10 protein-coding genes and 1 pseudogene are annotated in these 13,316 nt (G+C 59.7%); 4 read left to right on the top strand and 7 right to left on the bottom strand.

What is annotated here, in order from left to right; all coding sequences use genetic code 11:
- Positions 1-54: 54 nt before the first annotated feature.
- From ACWTU9_RS32265 to ACWTU9_RS32250, 4 genes and pseudogenes are all read right to left on the bottom strand, one after another.
- A pseudogene (locus tag ACWTU9_RS32265) lies at positions 55-678 on the bottom strand (IS110 family transposase); the annotation flags it as partial.
- Positions 679-1,558: 880 nt separating this feature from the next.
- Positions 1,559-2,614: a GlxA family transcriptional regulator gene (locus tag ACWTU9_RS32260; protein WP_455861853.1), complete on the bottom strand. Its 1,056-nt coding sequence runs from the start codon at positions 2,612-2,614 to the stop codon at positions 1,559-1,561.
- Positions 2,614-3,723 carry a mandelate racemase/muconate lactonizing enzyme family protein gene (locus ACWTU9_RS32255; protein ID WP_455861852.1) on the bottom strand — a complete coding sequence of 370 codons (1,110 nt, stop codon included), beginning with the start codon at positions 3,721-3,723 and terminating at the stop codon, positions 2,614-2,616. The genes ACWTU9_RS32260 and ACWTU9_RS32255 overlap by 1 nt, the downstream gene beginning before the upstream one ends.
- Positions 3,724-3,731: 8 nt before the next feature.
- A complete protein-coding gene (locus ACWTU9_RS32250; RefSeq protein WP_455861851.1) occupies positions 3,732-5,285 on the bottom strand; it encodes a trimethylamine methyltransferase family protein in 1,554 nt (517 codons plus the stop codon).
- A gap of 153 nt (positions 5,286-5,438) precedes the next feature.
- On the opposite strand from ACWTU9_RS32250, the gene ACWTU9_RS32245 reads away from it, so the two are divergent.
- On the top strand, positions 5,439-6,350 hold the full coding sequence (locus tag ACWTU9_RS32245; RefSeq protein WP_455861850.1) for a LysR substrate-binding domain-containing protein: 912 nt from the start codon (positions 5,439-5,441) through the stop codon (positions 6,348-6,350).
- 3 nt (positions 6,351-6,353) lie between these two features.
- On the opposite strand, the gene ACWTU9_RS32240 is transcribed toward ACWTU9_RS32245, so the two are convergent.
- Genes ACWTU9_RS32240 through ACWTU9_RS32230 form a run of 3 tightly spaced genes read right to left on the bottom strand, consistent with a single transcriptional unit; the run spans position 6,354 to position 10,136 of the window.
- A complete protein-coding gene (locus ACWTU9_RS32240) occupies positions 6,354-7,676 on the bottom strand; it encodes an NAD(P)/FAD-dependent oxidoreductase (protein WP_455861849.1) in 1,323 nt (440 codons plus the stop codon).
- Between the two features lie 11 nt (positions 7,677-7,687).
- On the bottom strand, positions 7,688-9,214 hold the full coding sequence (locus tag ACWTU9_RS32235; RefSeq protein ID WP_455861848.1) for an aldehyde dehydrogenase: 1,527 nt from the start codon (positions 9,212-9,214) through the stop codon (positions 7,688-7,690).
- Positions 9,192-10,136 (bottom strand): dihydrodipicolinate synthase family protein, encoded by a 945-nt coding sequence (locus tag ACWTU9_RS32230; RefSeq protein WP_455861847.1) that lies wholly within the window; start codon positions 10,134-10,136, stop codon positions 9,192-9,194. Before ACWTU9_RS32230 ends, ACWTU9_RS32235 begins: the two co-directional genes overlap by 23 nt.
- Before the next feature lie 911 nt (positions 10,137-11,047).
- On the opposite strand from ACWTU9_RS32230, the gene ACWTU9_RS32225 reads away from it, so the two are divergent.
- The 3 genes from ACWTU9_RS32225 to ACWTU9_RS32215 form a co-directional block, all read left to right on the top strand.
- Entirely contained in the window at positions 11,048-11,845 is a 798-nt protein-coding gene (locus ACWTU9_RS32225) for an SDR family NAD(P)-dependent oxidoreductase (RefSeq protein WP_455861846.1), read from the top strand.
- Positions 11,846-12,392: 547 nt separating this feature from the next.
- A complete protein-coding gene (locus ACWTU9_RS32220; RefSeq protein WP_455861845.1) occupies positions 12,393-12,743 on the top strand; it encodes a transposase in 351 nt (116 codons plus the stop codon).
- Positions 12,692-13,316 (top strand): IS3 family transposase (locus tag ACWTU9_RS32215; protein ID WP_455861854.1); only part of this gene is annotated, 625 nt, incomplete at its 3' end. The genes ACWTU9_RS32220 and ACWTU9_RS32215, both read left to right, overlap by 52 nt.

Here is a 13,316-nt window from a genome sequence, read left to right as displayed (position 1 = left end):
GCGCCTCAAGCCGCCGGCATTCTCATCCTGATTGACGCTGCTCTCTCACGTTGATCGCCGCGCCGCATCGAGAACCTGCTTGGTCAAGCGAGCGAACTCTCCCAGCATCGTGGCGAGAATTCTCAGCAACGGTTCCACCAACCCTGTCACCAGAGCATCGGCACCGACGAGTTCCCGCACGCGTTCGGCGAAGGCGGCGCGGCTCGGCGTGCCGAGCTTGACGCCGGCCTCCCGTAGGATCGCCCGCACCACGTTCTCCATCGAGCGCATTTCGTTGAGGACCGTGCGGCGCGCCACGAGCAGTGAACGCCACAGCCGACATTGCCGGCTCTTGATGTGCACCTGCCGGAACCAGCCGGTGCGCATGATCTGTGCCAGGGTCCGGGCATCGTTGCGGTCCGTCTTGTTCGGCATCGTCTTCATGGCCGCATTCGCTTGCCGGGTCTCGATGCAGATCGCTGGAAGGCCGGCAGCGCGTAAGCCATCGTGAAGCCAGGCCGTCAGCGAACAAGCCTCCAGACCAATGCGCTCAAGCGGCAGATCGATCCGTTGCAGAGCCGCGATCAAAGCATCCGGCTCGCTCGCCGAGCGAACTTCTTTGACGATCACGCCAGTCTCATCAACGATGCAAATTGCCGTCTCTTCCAACGAGACATCCAGTCCGGTAAAGTACTTCATGGCTGCTCCTTCCCGATGTTTGTGGCGATTCCACATCGACCACGTTCTCACATTCCAACAGGAGCAGCCGCCCTTTTCCGGGCTTCGGCCGAGACCCCAATCACCCCATCTATTGAAGAAGTACTAGCGCAGTATTGGGAGTTGGGGGATTCGTGGATGTCAAACGGCTTCCAAAACTGCCCCCCGGTCTGGAGTGCGCCCCTGAGGGTGGACAGATCGCGTTGAAGATCTCTCCTTGGCGCTCTTGCCAGGGAGAGTGGCGGGATCAGCACATCATAGGTGTGCCGCAGGGCAATTTTCGATGGCTGCTATTGCGGCCCAAACGAAACCTGCTGGTGTTCATACATCAGCCGAACCGTCGGTCGGATCAATTGTTCTGGCGAGCACGATGCAGAACCGGCATTCTCTTATTCGGTGTTTCCAATCATGTGCCTCGGGTCGCGGTTAGAAAAGTTAGTTTTGATGCAGCCCTGCCGCGACTTTTATCGCGTTCAGTGGCTGCTTTCCTTATGAAGTGGAACTTCGCCGATTGTCTTTCTCACATCAGCAGCGTCCGTGGCAGAAGACGACTAAATAAATCTGATGCTCTCGTCTTTCTTAACACCGCTGCTGTTTAGGCTTATATCTTGAACGGCCCAGTCTCCCTGCGCGACCTTCCGACGATCCTCACGCTCGAGCGCGGAATGCGGACCAAAACGTCCTTCCCAGCGCTTGGCTACAAGCCGTCCCCCGTTAGAGTTATTGAACCAGTTCATGGCCCAGCCGCTATCTATTTTTCTCCTACATTAGCAATTGCAATGTGAGTTGCGATAAAACGTTAATTGGTCGGATCGCCTTGTCTCGGAGCCTCAACGGCGCGTAACAAACATGGCACTGAGACTCAGCCGAGCCCTCGACCGATCCACGCGGGCACAGTCAATCGAAGCTGTTGCGGTGAGATCCCGTGTATGTTCCTGAAGCATTTCGAGAAATGCGACGAAGAGACGAAGCCGCTCGCCATCGCTACGTCGACCAAAGGCAGCCGGGTGCCTTCGATTAGCCTCTTTGCGTGATCGACCCTCAGAATGAGATAGTGCTTGGCGGGTGTGACACCTACAAATGTCCCAAAGAGTCGCTCTAGTTGACGTCTCGAAACACCAATGCGCTTCGATATGTCTGACATCGCTATCGGAGACTCGATATTCTCTTCCATAACCCTGATCGCCGCGACGAGACTCTCGCTCACCCCAGCGAAGGCGATGCCCGAAGAGCCTGTCTGACGGTTCGAACCAGAACGCTGGCCGTCCACTGTCGCATGCCTGCACACTTCCTGTGCGATGAAGGCGCCTGCCTGCGTTGCGATAAGATCGACCGCGAAATCGAACGCCGCTAACTCGCCGGCGCAGGTCGAAAATTGCCCATCTTTTACAAAGAGAGAGTCGCGTATGCGGGGCTGGCTGAACACTTCAGAAAAAGCAGCAAGCCGCGACCAGTGGATTGTGCAGCGAGTACCTGCCAAGAGTCCGGTCTGCGCAAGCAGCCATGTCGCGGTCCCGAAGGCAGATATCGCAACTCCGCGACGGGCCATCAACCGCAAAAATCCGGTGAGTTGTGGCGTCAGTTGCCGCTCCACCGGTTCGCCAGCAACAATGGCGAGCTGGCCAGGTCTATGGCCGTCCAAGTGGGAGGCTAGCTCGCCGAGGGTGACGTCAATAGAAATCGCGAGGCCATTGGCACCCTCGACCGACCGCGCATCCACGCCGGCAATCCGCCATCTAAAAAGCGGCAATCTCGATACCGTATTCGCGATCCGGAACGGTTCTATGTAGGCGTGAAGCGCCAGGTGCGAGAACCCGGGCAGCGCAAGAACGACCAGATCAAACGGCCGATCGGCCATCGCCGAAATCTCCGGCGTGGCCAGCGACCTCATGGCGGTGGGATTGGCTGGCGCGTTCATTAGGGCCCGTAAATGGCTACCGGCTTGCCGAACATGCCGGGCTCAGGTTTCACGCCCAGCCCAGGCCGCTGTGGGACCGCGATATGGCCCTCTTGAATGACAACGGGATTCGTCGCGTCGAAATGCCCCGTTATATATTCCTGGGCGATCCAGGCGCCTTCCATACGGCGCGGCTCCACGGTAGCGGCGAGATGGACGCAGGCCGCCGCGATGATGTCGCCGCCCCACGCGTCGTCGCAGCTGTGCGGCAGCGATCGGATGGCGCACAGGTCGCGCACCGTCGTCATCTTGGTGAGGCCGCCGAGACGCGTTACCTTGAAGCCGAAGCCGTCGGCGATGCCGAGCGAGATTGCCCTCAGCACCGCGTTCTGATCCTCGGTGCTCTCGTCGAGATAGACCGGATGCGTCAGGCGGCCCTTCAGCGTCGCGATCTCGTCGATGGTGTTGCAGGGCTGCTCGAAGACGAAGGGGATCTCCTGGCAGAGCCGGTCGAGATGGATCGCGGCGGCCGCTGTCAGGCCGCGGTTGCCGTCGACCGCGATGCGCGCCTTGTAGCCGACTGCTTCCCAGACCTTGTGGACGACGGCCACATCCTCCTCCAAATTTCGTCCGCCGATCTTGACCTGCAGGCGCGGATAGCCGGTCTTCACCTTGTCGGCGGCAATCCTCGCCGTCTCGTCCGGCGGGCCGACGATCAGCGAATAATAGGCCGGCACGCGGTCGGTCAGCGCGCCGCCCAGCAATGTCGAGACCGGCACGCCGAGTTTTTGGCCAAGCAGATCGACAAAGGCCATGTCGAACGCGGCCTTGGCATAGCCGTGCCCGTTCAGCCTCTCGTCCATCTGTTTCGCCAGCAGCCTGATCGAGGCGATCTCCGAGCCGATGAGACCAGGCGCGATTTCGGCGATTGCCGCGCGCGCGCCGAGCGCATGATGCGGCTGATAGACCGGGCCGACCGGGCAGGTCTCGCCCCAGCCTGTCCAACCGTCGTCCGTCACGATCTCCAGAAGCGTGCTGTCCAGCGACTCCACGTCGGCGCTGGCCATGCGATAGACGCCGCCATTGACAGGCAACTGCGCAGTGTAGACGTTGATCCGATCGATGCGCATGATGCCGTTTAATATTCGTCGTTGAGTGCATCGACCGCGGGGATATCGCGGGATCGTCGGTCGATATAAGCGCGCAGTTCCTCGTCTTTCGCAATGTCGAGCCTGGGCTCCTCATAGTCGCCGAGGAGCCGGCGGGCATGCTCCAGCGCCCGCTGCTTGATGTCCTTCGAGCCGTCCGCGTACCACTGCTCGATCGAGTTGTTGTCGAAGAGCTTCGGGATGAAGAAGGCCCGCTCGAAATTGGCTTGCGTATGCGGATGGCCAAGGTAGTGGCCGCCTGGACCAACATCCCGCACGGCAGCCAGGGCCTCGTCGAAGTCGTCCCATTGGATGCCCTTTGTCATGCGATAGCCCATGTCGCACACCTCTGCGTCGACGACGAACTTCGCAATCGAGCAATGCATACCGGCTTCGTTCCAGCCTGCAGAATGCCAGATGTAGTTGGCACCCGACATAAGCACCGCCATCATGGTCATCGCGCTTTCATAGCCCGCCTGCGCATCGAAGACCTTGGCGCCGCCAAGTAGGTTCGAGGTGCGCCAGGGCACGTTGTAGCGGCGTGCCATCTGGCCGATCATGAAATTCATCAGCGAGATCTCCGGCGTTCCCGCCATCGGGGCACCCGATTGCATCGAAACGGTCGAAAGGTAGTGTCCGTAGATCGCGGGGCAGCCTTTGCGTATCACCTGCGTGTAGGCGAGCGCGGAAAGCGCCTCGGCATTGAGCTGCGCCACCGCCGCAGCGGTAGAAGCCGGCGTGTTGGCGCCGCCGAGAACAAAAGGCGAGCACAACACCGGTTGGTTGCGCCGGCAGAAGGCGCGCATGGCGCCAAGCATTACCTGGTCCCAAACCAGGGGTGAATTGCCGTTGCAATTGCCTGTCGTGACCGCATGGGTCTCGAGGAAGTCCTTGCCAAAAAGAACCTCGCACATGTCGAGCACATCCTCGGCATTCTTGGGCGAAGTAGTCATGCCCATGAAGATCTTGTCGGAGTACTTCATCGACGAATAGGTGATGTGCAGATGCCGATGAGCAACGACGAGATCCATCGGCTCGACGATATGATGCGCCGACGAATGCAGCGCCGGCATCATGTGGGCGAGTTTATGGAAGGTGCCGAGGTCTGCGATGGTCGGGCCGCGCCTGACGTCATCGAGGTCGCGCATATACGGCGCGCCGGTCATGGGCACGAAAATCGAATTCGGCCCACCGAGCTTGACATTCTTTGCCGGGTCGCGCGCGAAATATTCGATGTCGGGAGGGATAGTCTTGATAAGTTCCATGACCAGCCCGCGGTCGAGGTAAACGCGGTCGTCGGCGCGCACGTCGGCGCCTGCCCTTTTCCAGTCCTCGATCGCGATCGGATCGCGAAACACCACGCCCACGTCTTCGAGGATCGCAAGAGAAGCCTCGTGCATGCGCTCGACCTGCTCGGCATCCATCGGCTCCACCACCGGCAGACCCCGCCTGAGCGTCGGCAGCATGTCGACCTTTGGCGCGGTGCGTATTGTGCGCCGTGCTTCGCGCCCTCCTCTGCGAGAGACTCTCGCTTCAGCCGTCATCCAAGCCTCCAGACCATAGGAAAGCGGGGCGTCAGACAGCGCCCCTTAGCCCGACTATTGCCTGAGGCCTCGAAATTGTCCTAATGCAAAAGTCTCACCCCGGTGTTGACTAAACAGCAATTGGGGTTCGCAGCAGTTTGGGTGCACATCTAAATGGTTCGTCGCTACTACGATCTCCCGTCTTTGACCGCTCTGGCGGTGTTTGAGGCATCTGCGCGGCATCTGTCATTCAAGCTTGCGGCTTCTGAGCTAAACGTTACGCCGGGAGCAGTCAGCCGCCAGATTAAAGCGATCGAGGAAGAGCTCGGTGTCCCCCTGTTTGTACGACTGGGAACCGGTGTCATGCTCACCGGCGCAGGCGAGGAACTGTATGCCGTCTTGGCAAATGGCTTCTCCAAAGCCTCTGAGGTCGTCAGAACGGTTAAGCGCGGCGACCGCTCCAAGAATGTGACGGTCGCCTGCTCGGATGCATTTGCATCAATGTGGTTGATACCGCGTATGCCTTACTTCTGGACTAGCTATCCAGAGATCGCTGTGGATCACCTTATATCTGACAATGCACGAGACTACCGACGCGCTGAAGTGGATCTGCGCATCCGTTATGGCTTTGGTTCATGGCCGGACGAAACGGCGGAGTTGCTTTTTGATGATGTCATTTATCCCGTTTGCGGCCCCGCGTTCGCTCAGGTGCACAGGGACGCAACGGCTGAATCGTTGCCTGAGCTGCCACTCCTGCATGTTAACTGGGTGGATCCCGATTGGCCCGACTGGGACGAGGTCTTGCGACGTGCAGGCATTCCCCACGGGGTACCTCGTGGCCGTCGGTTCGGTAAGTTCTTCGTAACCTTACAGGCGGCCCAAGCCGATCAAGGAGTGGCCGTCGGTTGGCACCGGTTTGTGCGGCCGTTGATAGAAGACGGCAGGCTGGTCAAGATAACGGATCTTGAGGTTCCTGCGCCCGGAGGATACTATCTCAGCTGGAACGACAATCGAACGTTGTCGCCTGCCGCGAAGTTATTTCGCGAATGGTTGGTAAAGATGGCCGCCGAAGAGCGGGCCACATGATTGCTACAGCTCGCGTCCCGCGCGCTTTTGCATGGCCCATAGCTTCAGCGGCGCGCCGATCGACATCAGCGGCTTAGGATAGAGCCGAGCCGGAGCTGGGTCGTTCAGTGCGTCCGAAACCATCGGCTCCTCGCTGCCGGCGGCAAGGTCGGCGGCGAGCATCCCGTAAAGCGTGCCCTGCACTGTTCCCAGGCCATTGCAGCATCCTGCAACAAACACCCTTTCCTCAACTTCTCCGAATGCGGGTGCGGAGTTGAGGGAGAGACACAAATGACCTCCCCAGCGAAACTCCATCGGCAGGTGGCTTAGCATCGGAAACCGCGTGCGGAACGAGCGATCGTGCGTAGCCCCGATCCGGTTGATCTGCTTCTTGCTGGTGGACATGTCCGGGTTGTACGTGAAGGTGTTGCGGACGACGATGCGGTCGCCAATGCGGCGGATGGTCGATCCCATAGGGTCAGCCGGGATCAAGCCCCAATGCGGCTCACCGCCCAAGGCCGCCTGGTCGCCCTTAGAAAGCGGCCCGGTCATGCTGGCGTAGGTGAATACATGCAGCAGGCGTTTCCTGAAGAACCCGAAGCTTTCGAGGTGACCGTTTACGGTCAAGATCAGCCGCGGCGCGGTGATCTCACCTTCGGCAGTCTTCACTATGTGCCGCTTGCCAGTTTGCAGGGATGTGACTGCGGACTTCTCGAATATCCGCACGCGGTTGGACAAGCCTTCTGCGAGTCCTCGAATGAAGCCGGACGGCTGCGCCATCACCGTTCCGGGCGTGAACGTGCCACCAACGAAGAAGTTGGTTCCGGTGATCTTCTTCAACTGCGGCCCGTCGAGCCGCTCGAACGGCTCGTCGAGGCCTGTCAGGTGATTTTCGAAAGCACGCAGAACGCCGAGGCCATGATCGGTTGCGGCTCCATGGAACTTGCCGGCTCGAACGAAGAAGCTCTGCAAACCGTATTCCTCCGCCGCCGAAGCGGAGAACTCAATCGCGGCGCGGTTCATGCGTATGCGAACGCGATCATGATCCTGGCTCCCGCCATAATTTTCCCCGCCAAGCTCGTGCGGCAGGTCGATCATGAAGCCCGAGTTTCGCCCGGCTGCCCCCCAGCCAATTGCTTGCGCCTCAACTACGGCGATACGATCTGTCGGAACCAGTTGGGAAAGGCGCCGCGCGGCCGCGAGGCCGGCGAAGCCGGCCCCAACGATGACCCAATCGGCCTCGTAGCGGCCGCGCAGCACCTCATACGCCTTGGGAGGCGGCAGAATTCCATACCAGCCTGACATGTTGATGTCGGCCGGCGTTCTCACGGCTTGATGTCCGCTCATGTGCTTTCCGGTTAGTCGACCGCGCGCGAAACCTTCTGATCGGAAATGTCCGCCCAGATGGTCTTGAGTTCGGTGTACTGGTCGTGAGCATGAAGCGACTTGTCGCGTCCGCCAAAGCCAGAAAGTTTGAAGCCGCCGAATGGGGTCGAGATGTCCCCTTCGCCGTAGCAGTTGATGGTCACCGTGCCTGCACGGATGTCGCGCGCGATGCGGTGCGCCTTGCCGAGATTGGCAGTGAAGATCGAGGCCGCCAGCCCGTATTGCGTGTCGTTGGCGACCCGAACCGCCTGGTCGGCACTCGCCACTTTGATCACCGAGAGTACCGGCCCAAAAATTTCTTCCCGCGCAATCGTCATTTCCGGCGTGACGTCGTCAAAGATCGTCGGCTCGATGAAGTAGCCCTTGCCGTGCTTGTGGGTGTTGCCGCCGGTCACGAGCCTGGCGCCTTCCGCTCGGCCCTTCTTGATGTAGCCCATGATTCGGTCGAACTGCTCCTTCGACACGATAGCGCCTAGCCGATTGCCCGGGTCCAGCGGCTCGCCAAGTGGCCATTCCGTGAGCTTGTGAAGGACCGTCTCGACCAAGCGATCCTTGATCTTCTCATGCACGATCAGACGGGAATTCGATGAGCAGTTTTCGCCCATGTTCCAGAACACAGCCTGCGTGACATGCTGCGCGACGACGTCGAGGTTCTCGGCGTCGTCGAGCACGATGCACGGGTTCTTTCCGCCGCATTCAAGCACGATGCGCTTGAGGTTGGACTTGGCGGAATATTCCAGGAATTTGCGGCCGATATCAGTCGATCCGGTGAAGGCGACCATATCAATATCCGGATGTAGGCCAAGCGCTTTCCCGGTGATCTCACCCGGACCGGTGACGATCTGCAGGACCCCTGGTGGCAACCCGGCCTCATGCGCCAGTTCGGCAATTCGCAACGCCGACATATTGGTCTCCTCGGCAGGCTTGACGATGACGGAGTTGCCGGTAGCGAGCGCCGGACCGATCTTCCAGGCCAGCATCAGGATCGGGAAATTCCAGGGCAAAACGCAGGCCACAACGCCGAGCGGCTGGCGCACGATCATCGACACGACGTCGTCGCCTGAAGGCGACGTCTGGCCGTAGAGCTTATCAGCGGCCTCCGCATGCCACTCCAGACAGTGCAGGGCCTCTGGAATGTCTATAGTTTCGACATCGTAGACGGGCTTGCCGCTTTCGAGCGTCTCGATCACGGCCAACTCATGAGCGTTGCGCTCCATCAGCTTGACGAGGCGCCGCAGCACGCGCTTGCGCTGGCTCGGGTGTGCGCGCGACCAGGCGCCCGAGTCAAATGCCAGCCGCGCCTTCTCGACGGCGAGATCGACGTCGGCCTGACCGCATGATGCAATCCTGGCGATCACCTGCCCGGTCGCCGGATTGATCGTCTCGAATGTGTCGCCGGATTGTGCCGCACGTGCCTTGCCGTCGATCACCGCATTGGCTGGCAGCAGCAGGCTATCCGCCAGATTCTGGTACTCATCACGCGTTAATAGCGATGACATTCTCGGAAGCCCTCATTTGCGATTTTCCAGTGATTGACGAAATGACCGCTTTGAGCGTGCGGATCGTCGTCTCGAGTTCCCGCTTCTGCTCGTCGTCGAGCCCCCGCATTGGCTTGCGAACGGGGCCAGCCGGCAGGCCGGCGAGTTCGCAGCCGAACTTGATGCTCTGCACGAACTTGCCGCCCTGTTCGAGAACCCGCATCAGCGGCAGCAGCGCCGACATGATCTGCCGGCCCTTCGTGAAATTCTTCTCAATCACGCATGCTTCATAGAGCGCGATGTGCTCCGCCGGCAGGCAATTGCCGGCGCCACAGACCCACCCCTTTGCGCCCCAGGCGAAGAATTCCAGCGCCTGATCGTCCATGCCGCAGAACAGGTCGATATGCGGATAATCGCGCGCCAGCGCATGCAGTTGGTTCATGCTGCCGCTGGACTCCTTGATGGCGCAGAAGTTGGTACTGCGACCGACTCGATTCAGGAACCCAAGATCCATCATCGTTCCGGTGCGACCGGGATAGTTGTAGAGCATGATCGGCAGGTTGGCGGCCCTGTCGATCGCCAGCGCATGATTCGCGAGTTCGAGCTGTGTCGGCACCGCGTAGTACGGGGCCCCGATCAGGACACCATCATACTTCAGGTCCTTGGCAACCAGGGCATAGTCGATGCAATCCTCGGTGCGGATAGCACCTACGCCCGCGATCAGCGGCACCTTCCCCTTTACCATGGTCTTGGCAAGCTTCAGAAGGCCGACTCGTTCATCGCGCGACTGGGCATAGTACTCCCCGGTCGTGCCGCCGATGATGATGCCGTGCACGCCCGACGATACCAGATGCTCGACCATGACGCAGAAGCCGTCGCGATCAATCGATCCGTCAGCGTGGAGCGGGGTAGTGACGGGCGGGATAATGCCTTTGAACGACATCGGGCGGCTCCAAGTTCAGGTCAGGCTTATTATTATATGCAAAGGAGCGCGCTCGACATTCGAAATTAAGTCACGCGGCAGGCTACTTTTTTGCAAAAGTTCTGAACCCGCGTGGCTTTCAATAGCTACTAACTTGTGCCTTCGGCACCCGCGAGAACCTTGCTATTTCTTCTCCGCCGGCCAAGGGGAGACTCCGTGATCTTACGCAACCCGCTCAAGAAGGTGCTCAACGTACGGGAGCAGAACACCGATTTATATCGCCTCTACTTCGCCTCAGGCGTGGATTCGCAAGCACGACATCATGCGCCACCTTGCCGCAGTTCGGTAGTCGACATTCATCGCCCATCCTGCGAATTGCGGGCTTAGGGGCCGGATTCCGAGGCGAACTTGCTGTCGCTTCGGCTTTGGCACGTGTACAGGGGCAGAGATCTACATGTGGTCTTTAGCTTATATAGGCTTACTCGAAGCTTCGTCTTTTCCGTTGTTGTTGAAGGTGCGACGTAGCCTTGTGCGGTTGAGACAATTTGGGCCAAATCCTTGGCCGACAACAGAGGCTGTCTGCGGCAAAGCCGTATCGCCTTGAAGCGTCTCTTGCTCTTGGTCATAGGTGATGATCCTGGCCTCCCGGAAACGGATGCTTAGCTGTAATTAGGAATCTGGCGCATCAGCGAAGACGGCGAGCTTGGCGCCCAGTGCGCCGTAAAAGGCCGTGGCGCAGCGGACGCTCATCAAAATATTCGGCATGCCATTGAGGCCCGGCGCGTTTATCGTGTCAGCCACGTATCTCAGTCGCGCAACTCAACGCGGAGTTGAGACTTTTGCAGCTCCGGACTACTGGCCTTCCGCCACCGTCTGACGAATATGGTCTTTGCAATTTCGAGCACGAACTGGACCTTGCGGGTCACTGGACCGTGCTGGTCAACGACGCAGGCATTATCCCGACCATGGCTGACAGATTGGCAGGCAAGATTGCAATCATAACCGGCGGCGGACGTGGCATCGGCGCCGGTATCACGGAGCGCTTTGCGGAAGAGGGCGCAAAAGTCGCGATTGTACAGAGGAGCGCGCCGCCTGGAACAATGCTCAACGAGCGCGTCATTTACGTGAAGACGGATCTTTCGAACTCCCAGGCAATTGCCTCAGCAGTCCAGACTGTTGTCGAGCAGCTTGGCGGCTTGGATATCCTCGTCAACAATGCCGGGATCATGTTCGAAAAGACCGTCGACCAAATGACTGAAGCGGACTGGGACCAGATGATGGAAATCAATCTGAAGGCCCCGTTCCTGCTGACGAAAGCAGCAATGCCGCATCTTCGGACGCGTGGTGGAGGCAGCATCGTCAACATAGGCTCGATCGAAGGGATGGCCTCTAATCCCGGGCATCCGGCCTACTCGGCCTCGAAAGCGGGCATTCACGGTTTCACAGCGGCGGTCGCCGTCGACCATGGGCACGAGGGCATCCGCTGCAACGCCATCGCACCGGGCTGGATCAATTCCGATCTCAGCGAGACTTACATCAACGGATTGGCCGATACCGCGCGCGTACGCAGGGAACTGCAAGTCATGCATCCGGTCGGGCGTTTGGGCGAGCCGAGGGACGTCGGAAATCTGGCAGTCTGGCTGGCCTCGGATGAAAGCGCGTTCGTGACCGGACAAGTCCACGTCATTGACGGCGGCCGGACAAAGAAGCTGCCCCTGCCCATAGCATGAGGGTTGAGGCCCGATGCCGTCGAGCTTCCAGAGCCCTGCTTAGACTGCCACGACTTGCAGTCGACAGTCGGTGCGATCCGTCTTCCAGGCGAAAAGACCAACCACCGACGCGATGGTTACCCGCGACTCGAGATGCAACTGCATCGGACAATATCATTAGCCTGGAATCCGAGAAAAGTTCAGATCGCTTAAGTAGTCTCTTCTCTTGAACGGTCGCCGAGCCTGCTATCGTTTCACCGCGACCCCATGCAACTGGCGTTGGCGCAATCCGAGCAAGATCCCGTGGTGTCGTGCCCGTCATACTGACACTGCTGGTCCAGTGAGGTCAGTGTCTGAGTTGCCAAGCACGTCGTTTGGCGGCCACGTTCAGAAGCGGGATTTCAGGCGCCCCCAGCAAAGCGGGTTAACAGCTGCTATGGACGATCGGCAAGTTGGGCCGCGGTCGGCCAGTAATAGTGTTAGGCCCCTCGGTGGAGTGCGCCCCTTGGGGTGGACAGATTGGATTTGAGGGATTGACCAGTGCTGTGGTGTTTTCGAAGAGAGAACCATGGCAAGGCACCGCAGTTACAGCATCGTTTTTAAGCGTCAGGTCGTACAGGAATATCTGTCGGGCGAGACGCTGCACAGTTTGGCGAAACGGCACGACATCACGCGCACCCTGATCCGCGTCTGGGTTGGCAAGTATGAGACAGGCGGCTTCGATGAAGATACGGCTTCAGCCACTCTGATCACGGAATACGAAGGGCGGATCGCCGCGCTTGAGCGGCTGGTGGGCAAGCAGGCTCTGGAACTGGAGTTTCTAAAGGGGGCTCTGAAAAGCGCTCCGCGGCCGAAAAGCGGGACCACATCCGTCATCACCGGCCCCACGGCCTCTCTGTCGCCGAAGGATGCAGGCTGATGGGCATGGCGCGTTCGACCTTTTACGACCGCCCGGCAAGGGCGGCCGACGACACCGCGATTGTCGAGACGATGTTCGCGATCTGCGACGCATTCGAATTTTATGGCTACCGCCGCGTGGGCGCGGCCTTGCACCAGCAAGGTTTTGTCGTGAACCACAAGAAGATCCGCCGCCTGATGCGCGACCACGGCCTGCAGCCGAAGTTCAGACGGCGCTACGTCGCCACCACCGACAGCAATCATGACAGCCCCATCTTCCCCAATCTGGCAAAGGACATCGTCCCGACAGGCCCGAACCAGCTCTGGGTCGGCGATATCACCTATGTCGCGCTGCCGGCCCGCTTCGTCTATGTCGCCATCATTCTCGATGCCTGGTCGCGCATGATCGTCGGCTACGCCATTGGCCGCTCGATCGATGCCCGCCTGACGCTCGCTGCCTTGAGAGCCGCAATCGAGCGCAGAAAGCCGCTGCCGGGCTGCGTTCACCATTCCGATCGCGGCTCCCAAGGCGGATTCAACCGGTCGTCGCAACACCTCATACCAAGAGGTGTTTATGGTTACGGGAAGACGGAAA

This window comes from Mesorhizobium sp. 128a, from assembly GCF_053848025.1.
This window is presented reverse-complemented; position numbering and strand designations above follow the sequence as displayed.

Coding starts and splice junctions, on each gene's coding strand:
- ACWTU9_RS32260 (WP_455861853.1), bottom strand. CDS start 2,614: ATGAACGCGCCAGCCAATCCCACCGCCATGAGGTCGCTGGCCACGCCG.
- ACWTU9_RS32255 (WP_455861852.1), bottom strand. CDS start 3,723: ATGCGCATCGATCGGATCAACGTCTACACTGCGCAGTTGCCTGTCAAT.
- ACWTU9_RS32250 (WP_455861851.1), bottom strand. CDS start 5,285: ATGACGGCTGAAGCGAGAGTCTCTCGCAGAGGAGGGCGCGAAGCACGG.
- ACWTU9_RS32245 (WP_455861850.1), top strand. CDS start 5,439: ATGGTTCGTCGCTACTACGATCTCCCGTCTTTGACCGCTCTGGCGGTG.
- ACWTU9_RS32240 (WP_455861849.1), bottom strand. CDS start 7,676: ATGAGCGGACATCAAGCCGTGAGAACGCCGGCCGACATCAACATGTCA.
- ACWTU9_RS32235 (WP_455861848.1), bottom strand. CDS start 9,214: ATGTCATCGCTATTAACGCGTGATGAGTACCAGAATCTGGCGGATAGC.
- ACWTU9_RS32230 (WP_455861847.1), bottom strand. CDS start 10,136: ATGTCGTTCAAAGGCATTATCCCGCCCGTCACTACCCCGCTCCACGCT.
- ACWTU9_RS32220 (WP_455861845.1), top strand. CDS start 12,393: ATGGCAAGGCACCGCAGTTACAGCATCGTTTTTAAGCGTCAGGTCGTA.